General features: G+C 57.6%; 23 protein-coding genes. 9 read left to right on the forward strand and 14 right to left on the reverse strand.

All coding sequences use genetic code 11. From position 1 onward, the window contains the following. The first annotated feature begins 43 nt into the window (after positions 1-43). From NIM72_RS16835 to NIM72_RS16850, 4 genes are all read left to right on the forward strand, one after another. Positions 44-919, forward strand: a complete 876-nt coding sequence (locus NIM72_RS16835) for a DUF6024 family protein (protein WP_253421232.1) — start codon at positions 44-46, stop codon at positions 917-919. Positions 920-1,033: 114 nt separating this feature from the next. Next, positions 1,034-1,678 (forward strand): adenylate kinase, encoded by a 645-nt coding sequence (adk, locus tag NIM72_RS16840; protein WP_013357027.1) that lies wholly within the window; start codon positions 1,034-1,036, stop codon positions 1,676-1,678. Between the two features lie 113 nt (positions 1,679-1,791). Continuing rightward, complete coding sequence (gene hemH, locus NIM72_RS16845) at positions 1,792-2,751, forward strand: ferrochelatase (protein ID WP_253421235.1); 960 nt, start codon at positions 1,792-1,794, stop codon at positions 2,749-2,751. Between the two features lie 57 nt (positions 2,752-2,808). After that, positions 2,809-4,110, forward strand: a complete 1,302-nt coding sequence (locus NIM72_RS16850) for an inosine/guanosine kinase (protein WP_161731979.1) — start codon at positions 2,809-2,811, stop codon at positions 4,108-4,110. A gap of 300 nt (positions 4,111-4,410) precedes the next feature. Here the strand turns inward: NIM72_RS16850 and ybaL are convergent, their stop codons facing one another. Then, positions 4,411-6,105: a YbaL family putative K(+) efflux transporter gene (gene ybaL, locus NIM72_RS16855; protein ID WP_161731981.1), complete on the reverse strand. Its 1,695-nt coding sequence runs from the start codon at positions 6,103-6,105 to the stop codon at positions 4,411-4,413. Between the two features lie 606 nt (positions 6,106-6,711). Between ybaL and ushA the strand changes: the two genes are divergently transcribed. Beyond that, positions 6,712-8,427, forward strand: coding sequence for a bifunctional UDP-sugar hydrolase/5'-nucleotidase UshA (gene ushA / locus NIM72_RS16860; RefSeq protein WP_222925494.1), 1,716 nt, complete (start codon positions 6,712-6,714; stop codon positions 8,425-8,427). Between the two features lie 34 nt (positions 8,428-8,461). On the opposite strand, the gene NIM72_RS16865 is transcribed toward ushA, so the two are convergent. Beyond that, positions 8,462-8,893, reverse strand: a complete 432-nt coding sequence (locus NIM72_RS16865; RefSeq protein ID WP_161731985.1) for a multidrug/biocide efflux PACE transporter — start codon at positions 8,891-8,893, stop codon at positions 8,462-8,464. An 89-nt stretch (positions 8,894-8,982) separates the two neighbouring features. Between NIM72_RS16865 and NIM72_RS16870 the strand changes: the two genes are divergently transcribed. Continuing rightward, entirely contained in the window at positions 8,983-9,852 is an 870-nt protein-coding gene (locus NIM72_RS16870) for a LysR family transcriptional regulator (protein ID WP_161731987.1), read from the forward strand. Here the strand turns inward: NIM72_RS16870 and ybaK are convergent. The 3 genes from ybaK to copA all read right to left on the reverse strand — a co-directional run bounded on the left by ybaK (position 9,849) and on the right by copA (position 13,890). After that, positions 9,849-10,328 carry a Cys-tRNA(Pro)/Cys-tRNA(Cys) deacylase YbaK gene (gene ybaK, locus NIM72_RS16875; protein ID WP_161731989.1) on the reverse strand — a complete coding sequence of 160 codons (480 nt, stop codon included), beginning with the start codon at positions 10,326-10,328 and terminating at the stop codon, positions 9,849-9,851. The two genes, NIM72_RS16870 and ybaK, sit on opposite strands and share 4 nt — an antisense overlap. A 173-nt stretch (positions 10,329-10,501) precedes the next feature. Next, positions 10,502-11,305: a TraB/GumN family protein gene (locus tag NIM72_RS16880; RefSeq protein ID WP_253421237.1), complete on the reverse strand. Its 804-nt coding sequence runs from the start codon at positions 11,303-11,305 to the stop codon at positions 10,502-10,504. Positions 11,306-11,376: 71 nt separating this feature from the next. Then, positions 11,377-13,890: a copper-exporting P-type ATPase CopA gene (copA, locus tag NIM72_RS16885; protein WP_253421239.1), complete on the reverse strand. Its 2,514-nt coding sequence runs from the start codon at positions 13,888-13,890 to the stop codon at positions 11,377-11,379. Between the two features lie 97 nt (positions 13,891-13,987). Here copA and cueR point away from each other — a divergent pair, with 97 nt between their 5' ends. Continuing rightward, a complete protein-coding gene (gene cueR, locus NIM72_RS16890; RefSeq protein ID WP_161731995.1) occupies positions 13,988-14,392 on the forward strand; it encodes a Cu(I)-responsive transcriptional regulator in 405 nt (134 codons plus the stop codon). Here cueR and NIM72_RS16895 read toward each other — a convergent pair. The 5 genes from NIM72_RS16895 to tesA all read right to left on the reverse strand — a co-directional run bounded on the left by NIM72_RS16895 (position 14,380) and on the right by tesA (position 18,165). Beyond that, positions 14,380-14,826 carry an NfeD family protein gene (locus NIM72_RS16895; RefSeq protein ID WP_222924402.1) on the reverse strand — a complete coding sequence of 149 codons (447 nt, stop codon included), beginning with the start codon at positions 14,824-14,826 and terminating at the stop codon, positions 14,380-14,382. The genes cueR and NIM72_RS16895 overlap by 13 nt on opposite strands. Continuing rightward, the gene (locus NIM72_RS16900) at positions 14,826-15,740 is read right to left on the reverse strand and encodes an SPFH domain-containing protein (protein WP_161731999.1); all 915 of its coding nucleotides are present in this window, start codon (positions 15,738-15,740) and stop codon (positions 14,826-14,828) included. Before NIM72_RS16900 ends, NIM72_RS16895 begins: the two co-directional genes overlap by 1 nt. 57 nt (positions 15,741-15,797) lie before the next feature. Beyond that, positions 15,798-16,655 carry a co-chaperone YbbN gene (locus tag NIM72_RS16905; RefSeq protein WP_161732001.1) on the reverse strand — a complete coding sequence of 286 codons (858 nt, stop codon included), beginning with the start codon at positions 16,653-16,655 and terminating at the stop codon, positions 15,798-15,800. A 79-nt stretch (positions 16,656-16,734) separates the two neighbouring features. After that, positions 16,735-17,508 (reverse strand): SDR family oxidoreductase, encoded by a 774-nt coding sequence (locus NIM72_RS16910; protein ID WP_161732003.1) that lies wholly within the window; start codon positions 17,506-17,508, stop codon positions 16,735-16,737. Between the two features lie 30 nt (positions 17,509-17,538). Further along, a complete protein-coding gene (gene tesA / locus NIM72_RS16915; RefSeq protein WP_202604849.1) occupies positions 17,539-18,165 on the reverse strand; it encodes a multifunctional acyl-CoA thioesterase I/protease I/lysophospholipase L1 in 627 nt (208 codons plus the stop codon). Between tesA and ybbA the strand changes: the two genes are divergently transcribed. Beyond that, complete coding sequence (ybbA, locus tag NIM72_RS16920; protein WP_010259059.1) at positions 18,133-18,819, forward strand: putative ABC transporter ATP-binding protein YbbA; 687 nt, start codon at positions 18,133-18,135, stop codon at positions 18,817-18,819. The genes tesA and ybbA overlap by 33 nt on opposite strands. After that, entirely contained in the window at positions 18,816-21,233 is a 2,418-nt protein-coding gene (gene ybbP / locus NIM72_RS16925) for a putative ABC transporter permease subunit YbbP (RefSeq protein ID WP_253421241.1), read from the forward strand. The genes ybbA and ybbP overlap by 4 nt, the downstream gene beginning before the upstream one ends. Before the next feature lie 84 nt (positions 21,234-21,317). Here ybbP and purK read toward each other — a convergent pair whose 3' ends face one another. The 4 genes from purK to ppiB all read right to left on the reverse strand — a co-directional run bounded on the left by purK (position 21,318) and on the right by ppiB (position 24,226). Further along, entirely contained in the window at positions 21,318-22,382 is a 1,065-nt protein-coding gene (gene purK, locus NIM72_RS16930) for a 5-(carboxyamino)imidazole ribonucleotide synthase (RefSeq protein WP_161732005.1), read from the reverse strand. Continuing rightward, positions 22,379-22,885 carry a 5-(carboxyamino)imidazole ribonucleotide mutase gene (gene purE / locus NIM72_RS16935; protein ID WP_161732007.1) on the reverse strand — a complete coding sequence of 169 codons (507 nt, stop codon included), beginning with the start codon at positions 22,883-22,885 and terminating at the stop codon, positions 22,379-22,381. The genes purK and purE overlap by 4 nt, the downstream gene beginning before the upstream one ends. A 130-nt stretch (positions 22,886-23,015) precedes the next feature. After that, complete coding sequence (gene lpxH / locus NIM72_RS16940) at positions 23,016-23,732, reverse strand: UDP-2,3-diacylglucosamine diphosphatase (protein WP_253421243.1); 717 nt, start codon at positions 23,730-23,732, stop codon at positions 23,016-23,018. Next, positions 23,732-24,226 (reverse strand): peptidylprolyl isomerase B, encoded by a 495-nt coding sequence (ppiB, locus tag NIM72_RS16945; protein ID WP_013357047.1) that lies wholly within the window; start codon positions 24,224-24,226, stop codon positions 23,732-23,734. Before ppiB ends, lpxH begins: the two co-directional genes overlap by 1 nt. Positions 24,227-24,396: the final 170 nt, after the last annotated feature.

Raw genomic sequence — 24,396 nt, forward strand, 5'->3', positions numbered from 1 at the left:
TTCTCCTGCGCTTACGCCGCATCATCACTAAAGCGAGACATACATGGCACACAGCCTTTTATCCTCTGAAACGTCAGCAGAGGCGCGCCATCGGTTACGCCTGGCGCTCTCCCGTTTTTACAGGCTGGAGCAGTTCGATCTCTTCTTTGCGCCTTCACTGCATCTGACGCAGGTGCTGCTTTCTCAGCTGTTTCTGCGGCAGGAGCAGGCACGCAATCAGAGCCGTTATGCGTCTCACTTTCCGGTCACCGAACTCAACATGCTGCCCGCGGTGCCGCTGATAGCGGGCAGCATTATGCTGGTGCCGCATGTCGAAGTGCCCAATGGCCGCGTCCGTTCATTGCGGGAATGCCAGAATCAGGGCGTGACAGAGGCGAGCGAGAGTTTCGCCAGCGTGCTGCATCAGAAGCTGATCGATGAAGCCAATCTGTTTGTTACCCGGCTGGATCGCCACGCCGGGATCTGCAGCGATCTGGTGCTGGTAGCATTGCGGACCCACGACTTCAGTACGCTGGTGCGCAGCGAACTGCGGCTGTTTGAACAGGGGCTGAGCCTGAACGGCACGCACGAGGCACTACGCTGCTTCGCCGATCCCGAGTGGCGACCCTACAACGCCGCCACCGTTGATGCGCTTTCCCTGTCAGGACCACTGCCGCTGAGTTCCTGCCATCAGCCCGGTTTGCCGTTTGCCAGTTTTAATGTTCCGGCCTCGCTGATCGCTGCGCTGTCAGATGCGGAAGATGTGGTGAAGTGGCCCCAGCAGGCACGGCTGCAGCTGAATGCTAACGTGCGCGGCAGTGGCAAAAAAAGCGTGAATATGACACATCATCTGAGCCGGCGACTGCAATTCCTGCTCAGCACAGGCGGTAAATCTGAAAAAGCGGCAGGCCAGCCAGCCGGGCCGGGTTCAGGGCCATAAAGAGAGTAAAGTCATCCTGAGCGATCCTCGCCCTTCCTTGTGATGAGCGGGTCATAATGGTATGTTCTTCCGCTTCTAAGATAGATCAATGCGATTCGCAAGGGGATTTACGCAATGCGTATTATTCTGCTCGGAGCTCCGGGCGCAGGTAAGGGGACTCAGGCCCAATTCATCATGGAGAAGTACGGCATTCCGCAAATCTCCACTGGCGACATGTTGCGTGCAGCAGTAAAAGCAGGCAGCGAGCTGGGTAACCAGGCGAAAGCCATCATGGATGCTGGCAAACTGGTAACCGATGAGCTGGTGATTGCGCTGGTTAAAGAGCGTATCACTCAGGAAGACTGCAAAAACGGTTTCCTGCTGGACGGTTTCCCGCGCACCATCCCTCAGGCAGATGCAATGAAAGAAGCCGGGATCACTGTTGATCACGTGCTGGAGTTCGCCGTACCGGACGAGCTGATTGTTGAACGTATCGTAGGCCGTCGCGTTCACGCGCCATCTGGCCGTGTTTATCACGTCACCTTTAATCCACCGAAAGTGGAAGGTAAAGATGATGTGACAGGCGAGGAGCTGACCACGCGTAAAGACGATCAGGAAGAGACCGTGCGTAAGCGCCTGGTGGAATACCATCAGATGACCGCCCCGCTGATTGCTTACTACAGCAAAGAAGCGGAAGCGGGCAACACCGCCTATCACAAAATCGACGGCACCCGTAAAGTGACCGAAGTGAGTGCCGAGCTGGCTAAGATCCTCGGCTAAGCTCAATGGGGCCGGTATCACTGGCCCCTTTTGCAGTAATTGCTTTTACCTCCCACTAATTCCGCTACAATTTCCCTGTTTTCACGCATCCCCGTTGTCATCAAGGAACTCAAATGAGGCAAGATAAGCCCGGCGTGTTATTGGTTAATTTAGGTACGCCAGACGCTCCAACCACACCTGCAGTTAAACGCTATCTGAAGCAGTTTTTAAGCGATCCGCGCGTGGTCGATGCACCGCGCTGGCTCTGGTGGCCGGTTCTCAATGCTGTCATTCTGCCGTTTCGCTCACCGCGCGTGTCGAAGCTCTACGCATCGGTCTGGATGGAAGGCGGTTCTCCGTTGCTGGTCTACAGCATGCGTCAGCGCGATGCCCTGGCGGCACGGGTTGATATGCCCGTCGAACTGGGTATGAGCTATGGCAATCCGAGCCTGAAAAGCGCAGTCGATAAGCTGATGGCGCAGGGCGTCACCCGCCTGATTGTGCTGCCACTCTATCCGCAATTCTCCTGCTCCACCGTAGCCGCGGTATGGGATGGCCTGACCGCCGTCTTCAAAGGGTATCGTTCGCTGCCCGATGTGCAGTTTATCCGTGACTACGCCGAACATCCGGCCTATATCGCCGCGCTGAAAGCGACGGTAGAGCGCTCGTTTGAGCGGCACGGTCAGCCCGATCTGCTGGTGTTGTCGTTCCACGGCATTCCGCAACGTTTTGCTAACGAAGGCGATGACTACCCGCAGCGCTGTGCGGATACCACCGCCGCACTGGTCAAAGCGCTGGGTCTGCGTGAGGATCAGTACATGATGACCTTCCAGTCGCGTTTTGGTCGTGAGCCCTGGCTGATGCCCTACACCGACAAAACCATGGAAGGCCTGCCTGCCAAAGGGATCAAACATGTTCAGGTCATGAGTCCGGGCTTCTCGTCTGACTGCCTGGAAACGCTTGAGGAGATCAGTGGTGAAAACTGCGAAATCTTTATGCATGCCGGCGGTGAAAAGTTTGAGTATATCCCTGCGCTGAACGCCGATGAGGCGCATATCGACATGATGGTGCAACTGGTCGACGCACGCCGTTAAAGCGAAGGCGGAGAGTGTGATATCATTCTCCGCCTGTTTTTCCAGACGGCATTCCCGATGAAATTTCCCGGCAAACGTAAATCCAAACACTACTTTCCCGTCAGCGCACGCGATCCCCTGTTACAGCCCGCTCAACACGATGTTGATGCAGGCAGTTGGGTAGTGGGTATCGACCAGACGCTGGTGGATATCGAAGCCAAAGTCGATGACGACTTTCTCGCCCGTTACGGTCTGAGTGCCGGGCACTCGCTGGTAATCGATAATGCTGTCGCGGAAGCGTTGTACAACGAGCTGATGCGCGATGCGCTAATCACTCATCAGTTTGCCGGAGGCACCATCGGTAACACGCTGCACAACTTCTCGGTGCTGGCCGATGACCGCTCCGTGCTGCTCGGCGTGATGTGCAACAATATCCAGATTGGCGGCTACGCCTATCGCTATCTCTGTAACACCTCAAGCCGGGTCGATCTTAACTATCTGCAGGGTGTTGATGGCGCTATTGGCCGCTGCTTTACGCTGATTGGCGAACATGGCGAGCGAACCTTCGCGATCAGCCCCGGCCAGATGAACCAGCTGCATCCGGAGAAGGTGCCAGAAGAGGTGATCGCCGGAGCCTCTGCGCTGGTGCTGACCTCCTATCTGGTGCGCTGTGCCGAAGGTGAACCGATGCCGCAGGCAACGTTACAGGCGATTGAATATGCCAAACGCCACAATGTGCCGGTGGTGCTGACGCTGGGTACCAAACATGTGATTGGCGATAATCCTCAGTTCTGGCGGGACTTCCTGCGCGAGCACGTCAGCATCGTGGCGATGAACGAGGAGGAAGCGCTGGCGCTGACCGGCGAAGCCGATCCGCTGCTTGCTTCCAATATGGCGCTGGACTGGGTGGATCTGGTGCTCTGCACCGCTGGCCCGATTGGGCTCTATATGGCGGGCTACACCGAAGACGAGTTCAAACGCAAAACCAACCATCCGCTGCTGCCTGGCGCGATTGCGGAATTCAACCAGTATGAGTTCAGCCGCGTGATGCGCCAGCAGGATTGCCAGCAGCCGCTGCGTATCTTCTCGCACATCGCGCCTTATATGGGCGGACCTGAAAAGATCATGAACACCAACGGCGCCGGAGATGGTGCGCTGGCGGCGTTGCTGCATGACATCACCGCCAACAACTATCACAGCCTGAATGTGCCGAACTCCAGTAAACATGCGCGTCCGTATCTGACCTATTCGTCACTGGCGCAGGTGTGTAAGTATGCCAATCGCGTCAGCTATCAGGTGCTGAATCAGCATTCGCCGCGTTTAACCCGCGGCCTGCCGGAGCGTGAAGACAGTCTGGAAGAGTCTTACTGGGATCGGTAAAGCGGGTTGCCACAGGACGGCAGACAGTTTGCAAACTTAAATGAGGGTGAATCTGGCAGCAATGGATTAACTCAACGCGCAGGGAACAGGGTCAGAAGAGGAGAGCGTCCCGCGCCATGGACAAAAACGCCAGGCGTTTTTGAACAACGCAGAGCGCTGGCCCGGTAACGGGCGCACCTCAGGGATGAGGTGCGTAATCGCGCGGGCCAGGCGTGTCATGGATGTCGGCTTTTGCATCTTTCCGATCTGACCCTGTTCCCTGTGCCGTTTCGATATCACAGCTATACGGGCCAGACTGAATCAGCGCACGACATCGCAGGGCTTTAAATCTTCGCCCTGCTTCATCTCATCCTGCAGGATTTGCAGCATACTGCTGGCAATCTCACGCTCACCCATCACGACGCGGGTGGCACCACGCTCCATGATGTACTCCACCTCGTCGTCATAGTGGGCACGGGCGATAATCTCGATATTCTGATGCTTTTCACGCGCCGCCGTCACCACTTCACCCGCTTCATAGCCATTCGGGATGGTCAGTAACAGCCAGCGGGCGCAGTCGAGTCGTGCCAGTTCCATGGTATCCGCGCGGGCAGCATTACCGAGCACCGCCTTGATGCCCTGTTCGCGCAGCGCTTCGACCCGGGTACGGGAGTTTTCAACCACCACCAGCGGAACATTAGCCTCAAGAAGCTTCTGACCAATCAGGCTGCCAACCCGGCCATAGCCCACAATCACGGCGTGATTACAGAAATCCACCGGGATCTGCTTCTCTTCTTCAATGGCTTCTTCCAGCGTCTGCTCTTCCATCGTCTCTGTTTTTGCCAGAAAACGCTCCAGCAGGGTAAACAGAATCGGGTTAAGCATAATCGACAGGATGGCGGCGGCCAGCACCAGGTTGCGGCCCTCATCACTCAGCAGGCCCAGCGAGATACCCAGACCGGCCAGAATAAAGGCGAACTCACCAATCTGTGCCAGGCTGACCGAAATGGTCAGTGCCGTACGACGCGAATGGCCGAGCAGCGTTACCAGCAGCCACGCGGCGACCGACTTACCCACCACGATAATCACCAGCGCGCCCAGCACTGCCAGCGGCTGCGTCACCAGAATCGACGGGTCGAACAGCATGCCGACCGAAACAAAGAACAGCACGGCAAACGCATCACGCAACGGCAGAGTATCCCGTGCGGCACGATGGCTCAGTTCCGACTCATTCAGCACCATACCGGCGAAGAAAGCACCTAATGCAAACGAAACATCAAAGAATTCAACGGCCCCAAAAGCGATGCCCAATGCCAGCGCTAACACCGCCAGCGTAAACAATTCGCGTGAGCCGGTGGCGGCGCTGCGGGCGAGGATCCAGGGCACGGCACGGCGTCCCACCACCATCATCAGCACCATAAAGGCAGCCACCTTACCGATGGTCCACAGCAGATCCCAGGCCAGCAGTCCGGCGCTGGCGTTGCCCTGTTCCATCATGCCCGCAATGGCGGGCAGCAGTACCAGCGTAAGCACCATCACCAGATCTTCAACAATCAGCCAGCCAATGGCTATCTGTCCGCGCTGGCTATCAATCAGCTGTCGTTCCTCTAACGCACGCAGTAACACCACGGTACTGGCGGTAGAGAGGCAGAGACCAAACACCAGGCCGGTCAACCACGACCATCCCAGCGTCCATGACAATCCCATTCCCAGTAACGTCGCGACTGCGATTTGCGCGATGGCACCGGGAATGGCGATCGACTTTACCGACATGAGATCTTTCATTGAGAAGTGGAGGCCGACACCAAACATCAGCAGGATAACGCCGAGTTCTGCCAGTTCAGGGGCCAGATTGGTATCTGCGACAAAGCCGGGCGTAAAAGGACCCGCCAGCACGCCTGCCATCAGGTAACCGACGAGGGGCGAAATACGCAGGCGGTTTGCCAGCATCCCAAGGAGAAATGCCAGAACCAGTGCTCCGACAATGGTAGTGATCAACGGTGTGGTGTGATGCATGCCTGTCTCCTTGTATACAAATGTATCCGCTTGTAACAAATGAGTTTAAAACAAAATCACTTCTTTCGCTGAGCAATTTGCGGGAATACCTTAAAAAACCATGAAAAAAAGTCAAAACCACAATCGAAAGGGTGTTTTTGTCCATTATCCATAATATTGGCTGATTTGACGCTTTAAACAGGGCCGGATAAATAAAAATTCGCATCAGTAAATAACGTCGGTCTGGCACGAATAAGGGAGAAATGTGCATGCAGAGGGGGTAAAGCCTGCCAGCGGCACTTTTGCAGCAGTAAACAATCGGTTAACAACACGCTTTATGGCCTCTTTCTGCTCAGTCGGGAGAAACCGGACCCGGGCTGGAACGAGAGCCCGCTGTTGTATAGGTGTCACTCCGGAGCCACTTTCTTACTCTGCAAACACGGAGCAGAAATAAAAAGCGTAAGCTCATGCATGCACGCAGATGTGCATTGGCCTTGAGTTCGCCGGGGGAATATGCGACACAGTGGGGCAAAGCGGCAGATAATCGGGCCAGAAAGTAAATTAAGGAGAATCACCGTGTTGTTATCAAAATGGACAGGAGCAGGTGTGGCGCTACTGGTGGCCCTTATGCCGCTGTTTTCACAGGCCGCTGAGGCCGATCACACCTATCGTTTCAGCCTGCTGCACACCAACGATGAGCATGGCCACTTCTGGTTTAATGCGCAGGGCGAATATGGTCTGGCGGCGCAGAAAACGTTGATGGATACCCTGCGCTACGATGTCCAGGCCAGAGGCGGCGGCGCACTGATTCTCTCTGCCGGTGATATCAATACCGGCGTGCCGGAGTCCGACGAGCTGGATGCTGAACCCGATTTTCGTGCGATGAACCTGATTGGCTATGACGCGATGGCGCTGGGCAATCATGAGTTCGACAAGCCGATTGCGGTTCTGCGCAAGCAGGAGAAGTGGGCGCGATTCCCGCTGCTGGCCGCCAACGTTTATCAGAAAGGCACCGATCAGCGCCTGTTTAAACCCTGGGCGGTATTTAACCGTCTCGGGCTGAAAATCGCAGTCGTCGGGTTAATTACCCCGGATACCGCAAAACTGGCCAATCCGGCTGGGCTGACAGATACCGAGTTCCGCGATCCTATTGCAGAAACGGTGAAGGCGGTTGCTGAACTGCGTGCCGCGGAGAAGCCGGACGTGATTGTTGCGCTGACCCACCTTGGCCACTATGACGACGGTAAGCACGGCAGCAACGGCATCGATGACGTCACTCTGGCCCGCAGCCTGCCTGCCGGCACAATCGATCTGATCGTGGGTGGGCATTCCCATGATGCGGTCTGCATGGAAAAAGAGAACGTCAGCGTCAAAAATTATCAGCCCGGCCAGCCCTGCAAACCCGATCAGCAGAATGGCATCTGGATTATGCAGGCCGATAAGTGGGGCAAATATGTCGGACGTGGCGACTTCACCTTCCGTAATGGAGAAGTGTCGCTGGAGGCTTATCAGCTGGTGCCGGTCAACCTCAAACATCAGGTGAAGAATGCCGATGGCAGTGAAACCTGGCTCACCTGGCAGGAAGAGATCCCGAAAAATACCGCAATGATGAAGCTGCTGATGCCGTTTCAGAAGCGGGCAGAGGCGAAGCTGACCCTGAATGTCGGCAGCGTTGACGGCGACTTCAGCGGTGAAAAAGAGCAGGTTCGGTTTGAGCAGACAAATCTCGGCCAGCTGATTCTGCGCGCTCAGATGGCGCATACTAAAGCCGATTTTGCGGTGATGAGCGGCGGCGGTATTCGCACCTCGCTGAAATCGGGCAAGCTGAGCTGGCGTGACCTGCTACAGGTCCAGCCGTTCAGCAACCAGGTGGTCTCGGTCAGCCTGACTGGCGCAGAGGTCAAAAAATATCTGGATGTGGTCGCCAATATTCAGCCTGACTCAGGTGGCTATGCCCAGTTTGCCGGTATCAGCCTGACCGCCGATGGTAAGCATGTCAGTAACGTCCGTATTAACGGCAAACCGATTGAAGATACGCAGCATTATCGCATGGCGACAAACAGCTTTAATGCGGCGGGCGGCGACGGCTATCCGCGTCTGGATAATCATGCCGGGTACGTCAACAGCGGAGCAGTGGATGCGCAGGTGCTGCGCGACTTCATCAAGGCGCATTCACCGGTTAAAGCCAGTGACTATGAGCCGAAAGGGCAGATCGTGCATCTTACCGATGAGCAGATTCGGGCGCGGGATGAGGCAGCAGAGAAAGCGCGGAAGCGTAACTATCCCAAAATGATTCTGGCGTGGATCTGGCCGTGGGGGAACGAAACAGCCGCCACGCATTGAACTGACCGGGAGGCGCTTGCGCCTCCCGTTTTTCTTATGCCCGGCAGGGGTGACGTCTGATCCAGCGCTCGCGCAGTTTGTCCCATCCCCAGTTGTAAGCCATGGTGAAGGGCAGGAAGAAGAGGAAAAAGGCCACTTCAACCAGGAAAGCTTCCCACAGGGTGATATCCAGCATCAGGGCGGCGATCGGCAGACCAATCAGGATAAATCCGCCTTCAAAGCCCAGCGCATGTAACACACGCACGCCCGGACCGCGTTTCTGGCCTGGCGCATAAATCCGATCAAACCCGCTGTTGTAAATCATATTCCATAGCATCGCGGCCGTAGAGAGCATAATCGCCAGCGATCCCATCTGAAACAGCGGTTTATTCATTGCCCATGCCGCCAGCGGCGAAACGGTCAGAATCGCCAGTGTTTCAAAGCAGACAGCATGAAGAATACGTTCTTTAAGTGAGCGGGTACGCATTTTTTGTTCTCCTTCAATAATACGGCGCATTTTCACATGTCAGAATGCTAAGATAAAATGAACACCTATCGAAAAAAGCGATGGAAAAAATGCGATACTCCCCGGAATCCCTTGAGGCTTTTATGCAGACCGTGGCGAGTGGCTCCTTTTCGGCGGCTGCGCGTGCGCTGGGTAAAAGTCAGTCCACCATCAGCGCAGCGGTGGCTAATTTAGAAGACGATCTCGGCTTTGCGCTGTTTGATCGAACGGGCCGTCAGCCGATCCTCTCCGAGCAGGGACGTCGCGTTGTTCCTCAGGTTCAGCAGATTCTGTCGGCCAGCGAGCGGCTGGATGCGCTGGCGATACGTCTGTCGCAGGGCGTTGAACCCCGGCTCAGTTTTGCCATGTCCGATTTCTGGCAAACCGATCATCATGAACATCTGCTCAGGCAATTTGATGCGCGTTATCCGGAGATTGAACTGGAAGTCATGATTGCTGAAGATGGTGATGTCCTTGATCTGCTGCAGGCCGGGCGGGTACATCTGGGCGTCGTGCGGGCGCAGCCCAATCTGCCGGTAGATATCGCAGTGGCGCGGCTGCAGGTTGAAGCGCAGATGGCGGTCTTTTTACATCGCGATCACCCGCTGGCACAGCCTGATACCCTGAGCGAAAGCGAACTGGAAGGCGTGCGACATCTGCGGCTTAACACCTGGGTTGAGGCGCATGAACCCGCGCCCATGGGTCGCATCTGGTCAGCGCCCACCTATTTACTGCTGCTGGAGATGGCGGAGCAGGGATTTGGCTGGACGATTCTGCCACGCTGGCTGGTGAAACAGTTTGGGCATGGCGTGCTGAAAGAGTTGTCGATGTCGGGCTGGCCACAGCACATCGCCGTTGAAGTTGTCTGGTCACGACGAACGCCGCCCGGTCCGGCGGGGCGCTGGATGATCGATCAGCTGTGCGCCCAGCCGCGTGTTTAGTCGTGGCGGGCGATATCCGCAAACGGTGCGTCCAGCAGGCGTGAAAGATCCTGAGGTGCCAGTTCAATATCCAGGCCTCGTTTGCCGCCAGAGATAAACATGGCGTCAAACGCGCTGGCTGAGTCATCGATTACCGTGGGCAGCCGTTTTTTCTGTCCAAGCGGACTGATACCGCCCACCAGATAGCCGGTCACACGCTGTGCCAGCTGCGGATCGGCCATATCGGCTTTCTTCGCGCCCAGCGCTTTTGCCACCTTTTTCAGGTCGAGCTGCGTCGATACCGGCGTAATCGCTACCGCCAGCTGTTTCGCTTCACCATTCAGCGCCACCAGCAGCGTTTTATAGACCTGGCGCGCATCAAGATTAAGCCTGCGGACCGCTTCGTCACCAAAATGCGTTTCGTTACTGTCATGTTCATAAGGATGCAGCGTAAAGCTGACCTTTTGTTTTTCAAGTAATTTTACGGCGGGTGTCATACGTATTCCTTACTAAGAAAAATCTTATTACGCAGAATCATGGAAAAAGGTGGCGAAATTTTGTTCTTTGCGTAAAATTGGCCGCGCGCCAGCAATCTGATTGCTGAGCGATAACCAAAATCATAAACAAATTCCTCTTTGACGGGCCGATAAACTTATCGGCTCTCTTTTTTTCAGGGCTTCTTCAGCATCTCAGGCAGATTATCTTCGCCGTAAAGATGCAAAGCACCCACGGCCACCACATAGTTTCCCGCCGCTAACCCCTGCAGCCTGTCACACCACTGCGCATTACGCTGACCGATCAACGTATCATTCAGCGCCTGACTGAACGTCGCGGGCAGAGTGATTTCAGGCTGGCGTGGCGGTGTATCAAGCCACCAGCTCACCATCATCTGCAGCAGTCGTGCATTAGTGTGCCAGTGCAGCAGCGTATCCTGTAACAGCGCCATGCCATCATCCGGTAGCGCGGTTAGCAGGGCGATCTGCGCATCGGCACCTTCCAGTTCAATCACGGGTTTGTTCAGGCCTTTCGCTGCCTGCAACAGCTGATAATCAATGCCGTAGTCAGGCCGTAATCCCAGCCTCTGTGCCTGTTGCGCCTGTAACGTCAGCGCCACCTGCCAGGCGGGCAGGTTATCCAGCAGGCTAAGCGTGAGACTCATCTCCTGACACAGTGCGGTAAGCGTTTGCATCGCGCTGCTCTCCAGTCGCTCTGAGAGCGCAGGACGATCGCCTCGGTGATCGAAGGGTGAGCCACCCTGCGTAATATCCGCTTCCACAATCAGCGCATCAGCCTGCTGCAACTGATGCAGCAGGCGAGCGGGCAACGGCTGCATATCGCGCGTTCCCATATGAATACTGCCCACCAGATGCAGTTGACGATTGCCAAGCCGGACATCTATCGCAGGCCAGCGGTAACTGGCGGGAAAAAGTTGGCTGATAAAGCCGCGCAGTGAGCGCCAGATGTTGCCTGTCATTCCCGGTCCTTTGCGATTCAAAACCCCATGCTAGCGACTTCAGAGCGTTAAAAACAGCGCTGAAACGGCGATTACTGGCGCGGTGGCCGGTAACGCAGCAGGCGGTTAGCATTGCTGACCACGGTAATGGAGGAGAGCGCCATCGCCGCACCTGCAACAATCGGGCTGAGCAGGGTGCCGGTCAGCGGATAGAGCACGCCCGCGGCTACCGGAATACCGATACTGTTATAGATAAATGCGCCAAACAGGTTCTGCCGGATATTGCGCAGCGTCGCGGAAGAGAGCGCTAACGCATCTGCCACGCTGTTGAGATCGGCGCGCATCAGCGTAATTCCCGCAGTTTCTACCGCCACATCGCTGCCGCCACCCATCGCAATGCCCACATCGGCCTGCGCCAGTGCAGGCGCGTCATTGATGCCATCACCGACCATCGCGACGCGACGACCCTGCTGCTGTAGCTGTTCAATGGCCGCCGCTTTGCCTTCAGGCAATACGCCTGCAATCACTTCATCAATGCCGGTTTCGGCAGCGATGGCGCGTGCGGTATCTTCATGGTCGCCGGTCAGCATAATCAGGCGATAACCCTGCTGATGCAGTCGCTTAAGGGCTGCACTGCTTTCAGGACGTAGCTGATCGCGCAGCGCGATCAGCCCGGAGAGCTGACCCTGTTCAGCCAGCAACACCGGGGTGGCACCCTGTTGCGTCAGGCGCATAATCGCTGCTTCTGCCGCCCGGCAATCGACGCCGTTATCCTGCAACAGTGCAGCGTTACCCAGCAGCAGCGCTCTGCCATCCAGACTACCGCTGACCCCTCTGCCGCGTATTGTACGAAATTGCGCTAACGACGCTGGCTGAGTCAGTTTCGCTTCGGCGACAATCGCTTTCGCCAGCGGATGACCCGAGGCGAACTCCAGCGCAGCCGCGGTCGCTAATACCGATTCACGGCTGGCGTTCCCCCAGACCAGCACCTCACTGACCTGCGGCTTTCCGGCCGTCAGGGTGCCGGTTTTATCAAACACCAGGGTGTCGATCTGGCTGGCGCGCTGCAGCGCATCGGCGTCGCGGACCAGCACCCCCAGCTCGGCGGCACGGCCAACACCGGCAATAATCGACATCGGCGTCGCCAGTCCCAGTGCACAGGGGCAGGCGATAATCAGGACGGTTGTCGCAATCACCAGCATGTAGGCAATCTGCGGCTGCGGGCCGAACAGATACCACACCGCGCCGCTGAGCAGCGCAATCAATACCACCACCGGGACAAAAACGGCGGAGATGCGATCCGCCAGACGGCCCACATCGGGTTTGCTGCTCTGCGCCTGACGTACCAGCCGGATAATGCGCGACAGGGTGGTGTGATTCCCGGTTGCCCGGGCGATAAATTCTACTGAGCCGTCCTGCACCAGGGTTCCGGCAAAGATCGCCACACCCGGATTTTTGCTTTGCGGCACCGCTTCGCCGGTGAGCATCGCTTCATCAAACCAGGCTTCACCCGTGATGATTTCGCCATCGACCGGCACCCGATCGCCGGTGACCAGGCGCAGCGTCATGCCGGGCTGGACGTCACTGACCGGGATCAGTCGGTCGCCCTGTTGATCGACCAGCCGCGCCTGGGCCGGTGTCAGATCAAGCAGTCGCTCCAGTGCCTTAGACGATCGCTGACGCGCCCGCTGCTCCAGTGCATGGCCCAGATTGATCAGGCCCAGAATCATCACGCTGGCTTCGAAATAAAGATGGCGCGCCTGCGGCGGGAAAAAGTCGGGCCACAACACCACGCTAAAGGAATAAATCCAGGCCGCGCCGGTGCCGAGTGCTACCAGCGTATCCATGGTAGCGCTGCCATTACATAAACTGCGCCAGGCGCTGCGATAAAAGTGGCTGCCGGTCACGACCATGATCAGCAGGGTCACGAGGCCCAGCGTCAGCCAGATGCCGTGGTTATGGTCGGTGAGCATCATGTTGTCGCCAACCATGCCCCAGATCATCAGCGGTACGCCAAAGGCTAAGGCGACAGCCGCCTGCCAGCTGAAACGCCGCATCGCGCTGCGGGCGCTGTGCTGCTGCTTTTCACGTCGCTCCTGCTCGTCATCCACCACCTGCGCGCCATAACCCGCGGCATCAACGGCAGCCACCAGCTGCTCAGGGTCAGCATCACCCAGCACCAGCGCACTGCGCTCGCCGAGATTGACCCGCGCCTGGCTGACGCCTGCGACCTGCTGCAGCGCTTTTTCCACCCGGCTCACGCAGCTGGCGCAGGTCATGCCTTCAATCAGCAGCATATGGGTGGGTAATGTTTTTTCTGCCGGATGAGAAGCGGTCTCCGTTGTCAGCGCCTCCGGCGGCGGCTCCGATGCTGTCAACGGTTCAGACTTTGGGGACGCGTCCGCCGTTTTCAGCGTCGCGTGATAGCCCGCCTGCTCAACAGTGGCGATCAGTGCAGCCGCATCCGCGTGACCGGAAACCTGCGCTTCCTGTTGGGTAACCTCGGCCTGGTCAACATCGTCGCGCTGCTCAAGTGCCTCTTTGACGCGTTTGACACAGTGGCCGCAGGACAAGCCGTCCAGTGCCAGAGAAATAGTGTGTGACATAATCAACTCCTCTTGTGATCCCATTTGACCAACTGGTCAGTTTCGATTCATGCTTAAGCATAAACCTTCCATCAAGGGGAAGGTCAAGGGGACGAAAATGAACATCAGCGATGTGGCGAAAAAGACCGGGCTGACCAGCAAGGCGATTCGTTTCTACGAAGAGAAAGGGGTGGTGACGCCGCCGTTGCGCAGTGAAAATGGTTACCGCCATTACGACGGTCACCATCTGGATGAACTGAACCTGTTACGTCAGGCGCGACAGGTAGGCTTTACGCTGGATGAGTGCCGCGAGCTGGTGGCGCTGTTTAACAATCCGTCGCGACACAGTGCCGATGTAAAAGCCCGCACTCTGCAGAAAGCCGATGAAATTGCAGCGCACATTGAAGAGCTGCATGCCATGCGCGCTCGTCTGCTGGCGCTGGCGGACGCCTGCCCGGGCGATGAGAGCGCAGAGTGCCCGATTATCAATAATCTGGCCGGGTGCTGCATTCAGCGTGGCTGAATTCGCAGCGTAATCCCCTCAATGCCGACCACGACGACCGGTGTGCCGGCAGGCAGATCCTGTTCTGCCTCAACCCGCCAGCTGCTATCCCCGATGCGTATGTGACCGGTGCGGTTATGCAGCGCGGTATCCAGCGTCAGCTGCAACCCGATCATCTGGCTACCGCGCTGGTTCAGGGCATTGGGCGTCTGATGCGTTTCACGGTGGCGCATCCAGCGATACCACAGAAAGACGCAAATCAGTGTCAGCACGGCAAATAGTGACCCCTGTGTCGTCCAGCTCACTGGCACCAGCCACTCAAAGATGCCGACAATAACTGCCGCCAGTCCGCTCCACAGCAGATAACCGCTGGTGCCCAGCATCTCAGCCGCCAGCAGTAATCCACCCAGCGTCAGCCAGAACCAGTGCGGATGCGCGATGATTTCCATCAGCATCAGCGTGTCGACTCGGTACGCGATTCCTTCAGCAGTTCACCGATGCCCGCGATCGACCCCAGCAGACTGCTCGCTTCCAGCGGCATCATCACGACTTTGCTGTTAGTGCCTTCACCGATTTTTTGCAGCGCATCGGTGTATTTCTGCGCCACGAAGTAGTTGATAGCCTGAATATCACCCGCCGCGATCGCTTCCGAGACCATTTTAGTGGCGTTAGCTTCCGCTTCAGCCTGACGTTCACGGGCTTCTGCCTGCAGAAACGCCGAGGTACGTTCACCTTCCGCTTTGAGGATCTGCGACTGCTTCTCCCCTTCAGCGCGCAGGATAGCCGCCTGTCGTACCCCTTCGGCCGTCAGAATATCGGCGCGCTTGGTTCGCTCTGCTTTCATCTGTGCATTCATCGCGCCGATAAGCTCCTGCGGCGGACGCACGTCGCGAATCTCGATACGGGTGATCTTAACGCCCCACGGGTTGGTCGCTTCATCCACGATATGCAGCAGACGGGTATTAATGCTGTCACGCTGTGACAGCATTTCGTCCAGCTCCATGCTGCCCAGCACGGTGCGCATATTGGTCATAGTGAGGTTCAGAATCGCCTGCTCAAGATTGCTGACTTCATAGGCGGCACGCGCCGGATCAACGACCTGAATAAAACAGACCGCATCGATGGTGACGTTGGCGTTATCTTTGGAGATGATCTCCTGCGAGGGAATATCCAGTACCTGTTCCATCATGTTGATCTTGCGACCGACGCGATCCATGAACGGCACGACCAGACTTAATCCTGGCTGTAGCGTGCGGGTATAACGGCCAAAGCGCTCAACCGTCCATTGAAAACCTTGTGGCACGATCTTGACGGTTGCCCAGACCGCTACCAGCGCCAGAATAATCAGGGCAGGAATGACAGTTATCATACAACCTCCGCATTGTCAGATTAACGGGCCGAGTCGCTTCGGCCCGTGGTGCTGATGTTAGTACAGCAGGGAATAGAGCTGGCGACGATAACGCGCAGCCAGTGCATCGCCGGTTCCCAGCGCCGCCAGAATCTCCTGCAGCATTTTACGCGCCTGGCCATCTGCGGCATTGAGATCGGATTTCAGAAAGCTGAACAGCAGTTCCAGTGCTTCTTCATTGCGACCCACCTGATGCAGTTGTAACGAGAGTTTAGCAGCCAGCCCGGCGTTAGTCGGGTCCGCTTCAAGCTCGGATTGCAGCTGCTGAATCTCCGGCGTATCCGCAGCCTGTTTCAGCAGATCGATCTGCGCCATCAGGCTCTGATAACGGGTATCCTGATCCTGCAAAGGTACGACTTTTAGCACTGCTTCTGCTTCATCGCTGCGGTTCAGGGTAATCAGTACTTCTGCCAGCAGGAAACCGATCTCACTGGACTGGTTGCTCAGCTGCCACGCATCTTTTAACAGCGGCAGCGCCTCCAGCGGTTTATCTTCCTGCATCAGCACCATCGCCTGCTGCGCTTTCAGCTCTTCTTCACGCGGCAGGACTTTTTCCAGCAGGGCGCGGATCGCCTCTTCCGGCTGCGGTCCCTGGAAACCGTCAACCGGCTGACCATCCTGGAACAGGTAGACGGTCGGGATTGAACGCAGACCAAACTGCGACGCGACTCTTTGCTCTTTGTCGCAATCGAGTTTTGCGAGAATAAACTGACCCGCGTACTCCTGCGCCAGACGCTCCAGCACAGGTGTCAGCTCCTGACAGTGCTGACTGCGCTCAGACCAGAAGTAGAACAGCACCGGCAGCTGCATCGACTGCTCAAGGGTCTGCTGCAGGTTAGATTCGTTGATGTCGATGATAGAAGCGTGTGGTGACATGGATAAGTCTCTTTGCAAAAAGTGTTCTAAGAATATGGGGCCAACTGGCCCGGCTTCAAGCGCTATTGCGCATGGCTGATTAATGGCTGCGCAAAATGCGATCCAGCATCCAGCCTGGCAGTAACCGTTTCAGCAGGCTCATGACGTGTGCGATCAGCGTCACCGGATAGCGCAAACGTGGATGTTTACTCTCGAGTGCGTGACGAAGCTTAGGCAGAATGGCTTCCGCTGGCAGGGTAAAGCGTGCCGCGATGCCCGGGTTACGCACCGGGTTATGCTGTTCCCCCTGCGTCACATTGTCGGTAAAGCGAGTCTCAATCGGGCCAGGTTCAATCAGGCTGACCCGGATGCCGCTATTGCGCACTTCGAGCCGCAGCGCATCGCTCCAGGCTTCCAGTGCATATTTGCTGGCGGCATAGGCACCCCGGCCAGGCGTGGAGATCAGTCCCAGTACCGAGCTGGTATTCACAATGCGGCCATCGCCGCTGGCCTGCAGCGCCGGCAACAGTCGCAGCGTCAGCTGATGGACGCCAAAAAAGTTGCTGGAAAACTGCTGCTCCAGCTGCTGACGGGTGAGGGTTCGCAACGGGCCATACAGACCAAATCCGGCGTTGTTGAATAGCGCGGCCAGACGGTTATCGCAGAGCGCGAGCACCGTGTCCGCTGCCCGATCGACACTCTGCGGATCGTCGAGATCGAGCTGCAGGCCCGTATAACCCAGCGTGTTCATGCGGGCGACATCGTCGGCTTTTCGGCAGGCGGCGATCACCTTATAACCGCGCGCCAGCAGATCGTGCGCGGCGACCAGGCCAATACCGCTGGAACAACCTGTAATCAGAATGGTTTTTTGCATTTCTTTACCCTTTTTGCGCATCCAGGCGCGCTACGGCTGCTTAACTAAGGGAGCCAGTTCTTTTGCCATTAATCCGGCGATAAATGGCTGTGCATCAGGATTGGGATGTATGCCATCCTGCTGCATCCACTCGGGTTTCAGATAGACCTGCTCCATGAAAAAGGGCACCAGAGGAATATCATGCTGCTGCGCGAGTCCAGGGTAGATGCCGCTGAACGCCTCGGTGTAGCGGCGGCCATAGTTGGCGGGCAGACGGATCTGCATCAGCAGCGGCTTTGCATCGGCAGCTTTGACATCGTCGATGACTTTACTCAGATTCTGCGCGATAGCGTCAGGCGGAAAACCGCGCAGACCATCGTTACCGCCCAGTTCGATTAACACCCATTGCGGCTGATGCTGTTTTAATAGTGCAGGCAGGCGCGCCAGTCCCTGTGCGGCAGTGTCGCCGCTGATGCTGGCGTTGACTACTTTTGGTTTCTGCTGCCACTGCTTATCAAGCAGGCTGGGCCAGGCAGCGGTGGCAGACATGCGATAGCCTGCGCTCAGGCTGTCGCCCAGCACCATCAGGGTATCTGCAGCAGCAAGACGCGACACCATCAGAAGAATCAATAACAGGAAGGGATAATGCCAGCGGAAAACATTGTTGAAGTTCATCATCTTACTAAGTCCGTCGGTCAGGGAGAGCATCAGTTAACCATCCTTACCGGAGTTGAGTTGGTTGTCAAACCAGCCGAGACCATTGCGCTGATTGGCGAGTCCGGCTCCGGCAAGTCAACCCTGCTGGGAATTCTGGCCGGGCTGGACGATGGCAGCAGCGGCGAAGTTCATCTGCTGGGGCAGCCGCTGCACCAGATGAACGAAGAACAGCGTGCGGCTCTGCGTGCCCGTCAGGTCGGCTTTGTGTTTCAGTCATTTATGCTGGTGCCGACATTGAATGCACAGGAGAACGTCCAGCTGCCATCACTCCTGCGCGGTGACAGCGACCGCCAGAGTCGCGAACAGGCACGGGAACTTTTGACGCTGCTCGGGCTGGGTGAACGTCTGCATCATCTGCCCGCTCAGCTGTCAGGCGGCGAACAGCAGCGTGTCGCGCTGGCTCGCGCCTTCAGTGGTCGTCCGGGTCTGCTGTTTGCCGATGAGCCGACCGGCAACCTTGACCGCAAAACCGGTGATCGCATCGCCGATTTGCTCTTTTCCCTTAATCGCGACTTCGCCACCACGCTGATTCTGGTGACGCATGACGAGCAACTGGCGGCGCGCTGCGATCGTCGCCTGCGGCTGCGCGACGGAAAATTGTGGGAGGAGCAATGATCTGGCGCTGGTTCTGGCGCGAGTGGCGTTCGCCCTCGCTGCTGATTGTCTGGCTGGCCCTGACGCTGGCGGTGGCCTGCGTGCTGGCGCTGGGGTCGATCAGCGATCGCATGGAAAAAGGGCTGAATCAGCAGAGCCGTGATTTTATGGCTGGTGACCGCACGCTGCGTAGCACCGATGCTGCGCCCGAAGCCTGGCTGGAAAAGGCGCGGGAAACCGGCCTGACGGTCAGTCGTCAGCTCACCTTCATGACCATGACCTTTGCCGACCAATCACCGCAGCTCGCCTCGGTAAAAGCAGTGGATGACCGCTACCCGATGTTTGGCACGCTGCAGACGCAGCCGCCGGGACTGAGGCCGCAGGCGGGTACTGCGCTGGCGGCACCGCGCCTGATGGCGCTGCTGAATCTGAAAGTGGGCGATACGCTGGAAGTCGGCGATACCCAGCTGCACATCAGCGGGGAGATAATCCAGGAGCCGGATGGTGGCTTTAACCCGTTTGAGATGGCACCGCGTCTGCTGATCAATCTGGCGGATGCTGGCAAAACCGGTGCGATTCAGCCAGGCAGCCGTATTACGTGGCGCTATAAATTCTCCGGTAATTCCGAACAGCTGGCCCGCTATGACCGCTGGATTGAACCGCAGCTGAAGGCGGACCAGCGCTGGATCAGCGTGGAGAACTCGGAAGATGCGCTGGGCCGTTCGATGCAGCGCGCGCAGCAGTTCCTGCTGCTCTCGGCCTTACTGACGCTGATGCTGGCGATTGCGGCCGTGGCGGTTGCCATGAGTCACTATTGCCGCAGCCGTTACGATCTGGTGGCGGTGCTGAAAACCCTGGGCGCGACGCAGGGTGCGTTGCAGCGGTTGATCATCGGCCAGTGGCTGGCGGTGCTGCTGCTGGCGGCGATTGCCGGAGGCGTTGTGGGGCAGGGCGTGGAAGCGATCCTGATGGCCATGCTGAAACCCGTGTTGCCCGCCAGCTTACCGGCGGCCAGCGTCTGGCCGTGCATCTGGGCGGTGGGATCGCTGTTTGTCATTTCGCTGCTGGTGGGTTTGCGTCCCTATCGTCTGCTGCTGGCAACGCAGCCGCTGCGAGTGCTGCGGCGCGATGCAGTGGCAAATCTCTGGCCGCTGAAAATCTATATCCCGGTGATGATCGCGGTGGTCGTCACGCTGTTAGCGTTGCTGGTCGGGGGCAGTAAAATGCTCTGGGCGCTGCTGGCAGGTGTGGTGGTGCTGGCGGGATTACTGGCGTTACTCGGCTGGGGAACTCTGTTGCTGCTGCGTCGGCTGGTGGTGCGCAATCTGGCGCTGCGACTGGCGATCAACCGGCTGCTGCGCCAGCCCGGCATGACGCTGAGCCAGCTCGCGGCCTTTTCGCTGTCGTTTATGCTGCTGGCGCTGTTGCTGGTGATGCGCGGCGATCTACTGGATCGCTGGCAGCAGCAGTTACCGGCAGACAGCCCGAATTTCTTCCTGCTCAATATGACGGCGGATCAGGTGCCGCAGGTGCGCGATTTCCTGCAAGCGCACCAGATCAAACCCGAAACCTTCTATCCGATTGCGCGGGTGCGGCTTAGCGAACTCAACGGCAAACCGGCCGATCCGAAACGGGATAATGCCCTGAATCGCGAACTCAACCTGACAGAGCTGGCCGAGCGCCCGGATCACAATCCGCTGGTCGCTGGCAACTGGCCGCCGAAGGCCGGTGAAGTGTCGATGGAGGTAGAACTGGCGGATCGTCTGGGGCTGAAGCTCGGTGATACGCTGACGTTCGACGGCGATACGCAGACCTTCAGCGCCCATATTACCAGTCTGCGTAAAGTGGACTGGGAAAGCCTGAAGCCGAATTTCTTCTTTATCTTTCCGCCAGGTGCGCTCGACAGTCAGCCCCAGACCTGGCTCACCAGCTTCCGCATGGAGGCGAATCCTGTACTGCTGGCGCAGCTGAACCGGGCTTTCCCGGCGCTGAGTCTGCTGGATATCGGCAGCATTATGCGGCAGATCGGTCAGGTGCTGACGCAGGTCAGCCGGGCGCTGGAGATCATGGTGGTGCTGGTCACGACCTGCGGTGTGTTGCTGCTGCTGGCGCAGATTCAGGTCGGGATGCACCAGCGTCGGCAGGAGCTGGTGGTCTATCGCACGCTGGGTGCCGGTAAACGCCTGCTACGCACGACGCTGTGGTGTGAGTTTGCGCTGCTCGGCGTGGTTTCCGGCGTGGCGGCCGCGATGGGGGCAGAAGCGGCGCTGTGGGGATTACAGACGAAGATTTTCGACTTCCCATGGCAGCCTGACTGGACACTGTGGCTGGCATTGCCGTTGTGTGGCGCGCTGCTGCTGTCGCTGTGCGGCGGCTGGCTGGGGATACGGTTACTGAAAGGAAAGGCGCTGTTCAGGAAGTTTGATGCGGCGTAAAGCAGGGCTGGAATAAGGCGGCACCAGGCCGCCTTTGACCTTTATTCAGACTGCACCCGTAACCTGCAGGCGGATTACGGGAAACTACAGCTTTTCAACGGCCCAGGCGATACCGCTGGCGTACTCTTCCGGTAGCTGAGGCACCAGCGCATTTAGCGCGGCGCTGAGCCGCTCTGCATCGCTGTCGTTCAGATTGAGGTGGCCCACCTTACGACCCGGACGCACCTCTTTGTCATACCAGTGCAGATGCACCAGCGGCTGTTGCAGCCAGCTGAGATTCACGGCAGTGCCGATCAGATTCACCATGACCGACGGCGCAAACACCACCGGCTGCGGTAATGCCAGGCCAAGAATGGCGCGCAGATGCAGCTCAAATTGGCTGATAGACGCGCCGTTCTGCGTCCAGTGACCACTGTTATGCACACGCGGTGCCAGCTCATTGATCAGCAACCCGGCTGGCGTCACAAAACACTCCATCGCCATCACGCCAACGTAATTCAGCGCCTGCATGATCGCGCTCAGCATCGTTTCGGCCTGCTGCTGCTGTGCCGGATCCGCCTGCGGAAACGCCACGCTGGTGCGCAGAATGCCGTCCTGATGCAGGTTATGCGTCAGTGGATAGAACACGACCTTGCCATCGTGACCGCGCGCGCCGACCAGTGACACTTCACCGGAAAAGTTGATGCCCTGCTCAACGATACACTCGCCATAACACGCATCCGGCAGCTGGTCAGTTTCATCAGCACGCAGACGCCACTGACCCCGTCCGTCATAACCACCCGTGCGGCTTTTCACAATTGCCAGCTCGCCCAGTGAATCAAACACCGCTGGCCATTCGCTTTTGTCCGCCAGCAACTGCCACGGCGCGGTAGCGAGCCCCAGTTGATCCAGTAGCTGTTTCTGCGTCAGGCGATCGGCCAGACGTGGGAAAATATCACGGTTAACAAAAGCCGGATGGCTCGCCAGTTCACGCGTCAGCGCGGTCTCCGGCCAGCGTTCGATTTCGGCGGTAATCACGCTATCGGCGATCGGCAGGGCGGCAGGATCGGCATCCAGGCCTACCGGATAGACCGCAATGCCCAGCGGTTCACCCGCCTGACGCAGCATACGACCTAACTGGCCGTTGCCCAGTACGCAAACCGGCTTCATGCATCCACCCGCGGATCGGGATGGTTCAGCACCTCATCGGTCTGAGTCTGACGCCAGGTATTCAGGCGTGACGCCAGCGCGCTGTCATGCAGTGCCAGAATCTGCGCAGCCAGCAGGGCGGCATTAGCTGCACCCGCTTTACCAATTGCCAGCGTACCGACCGGAATACCGCGCGGCATCTGCACAATCGAATAGAGGCTATCGACGCCGCTCAGGGCCGCACTCTGCACCGGCACACCCAGCACCGGCACCAGGGTTTTTGCTGCCAGCATTCCCGGCAGATGCGCCGCGCCACCTGCGCCAGCAATAATCACCTGATAACCGTTGCCGGCTGCCGTTTCGGCGAAGCTGAACAGTTTATCCGGGGTGCGGTGCGCAGAGACCACTTCAACATCAAAAGGGACGTCCAGGCTGGAGAGGATTTCAGCGGCGAACTGCATGGTGGCCCAGTCACTTCTGGAACCCATAACAATGGCGATGCGGGCCGGGGCGTTGGATGACATGGGGTCAACTCCTGTGAATGAACAAACAGACCTGGCCGGGCGGACAGGTTTTGAAGGGCACCGAGAATAGCATGAGACGCACGCAAGGAAAACGGTTGCGTCAGGCTAAGGTTGGGGAGTTAACCGCAGATTAAAAGTCGAAATGGATAAGCTGAATGCCGCTGGCGTCGAGCTGGATCATGGAACCCCGGCTGTGCCAGGCACCCAGCACTGCGCGTTGTGCTGTTTCACCTTTTAAGTTCAGCGTATGAATCGCCGGGCGATGCGTATGGCCATGGATCAGCAAAGGCACCTGCTGGCGCAGCATTGCGGCGGCCACAGCATCCTGATTCACATCCATAATGGTCTGGGATTTATGCTGGTTGGCCTGTTTACTGTCGGCGCGCATCCGGGCGGCGATGCGTTTACGTATCCACAACGGCAGCGCCAGGAAGAGCCGCTGAATCCAGGGATTGTGTACGTTGGCCCGAAAACGCAGGTAACCCGCATCGTCGGTACAGAGCGTATCGCCGTGCATGATCAGCAACCGATGGCCGTAGAGCGTCAGCACCTGCTCTTCCGGCAGCAGCGTCATGCCGCAGGCCTGCGCGAAGCGTCGGCCAATCAGGAAGTCGCGATTGCCATGAATAAAGTAGACGGGAACCGGCAGGGCGCGCAGGGCGCGGGCAATCTGCTGATGCAGCGGATTGGGGTCATCGTCGCCAATCCAGGCTTCAAACAGATCGCCGAGAATATAGAGCGCGTCGCAGTGGGGCGCTTCGCGCTGTAAAAAATGCAGAAAACCGGCGGTGATCGCCGGTTCTTCCTGACACAGATGGAGATCTGCGATAAACAGCGTGCGGGACATTACTCGCTGACGGTCACTTTCTGGATAACGACGTCATCTTTTGGCACATCCTGATGCATGCCGCTGCGGCCGGTAGAAACGGCTTTGATCTTCTCGACCACGTCCATACCTTCAACCACTTCAGCGAATACGCAGTAGCCCCAGCCCTGAACGCTTTCGTCACGGAAGTTCAGGAAGTCATTGTCAGCCACGTTAATGAAGAACTGTGCGGTCGCAGAGTGCGGCGCAGAGGTACGTGCCATTGCCAGCGTACCTTTAGTGTTTTTCAGGCCGTTGTTCGCTTCGTTCTGGATTTCATCTTTGGTCGCTTTCTGCTTCATGCCCGGCTCGAAGCCGCCGCCCTGAATCATAAAGCCGTTGATGACACGGTGGAAAATGGTGTTGTCGTAAAAACCTTCACGGCAGTAATCCAGGAAGTTCTGTACGGTTGCCGGCGCTTTATCATCGAAAGTTTTGATTACGATATCGCCATGGTTCGTCTGGAAAGTTACCATTTTTGTTGTCCTGTAAAGGTTGTGATCAGTTGCCGGGATCGCGCTGTTAACTGGCGTACCCCTTTTAGTCGACCGTTCTTATATCATAATTTCCAATGACGCGTCAGCAGCACGGCGCAGTTGGCTTGCTTTGCGTCGCGCGAGCGATAAAAATACGGCACAATGTCTGG

Source organism: Pantoea sp. B550, assembly GCF_024158165.1.
GTDB lineage: Bacteria > Pseudomonadota > Gammaproteobacteria > Enterobacterales > Enterobacteriaceae > Pantoea > Pantoea alfalfae.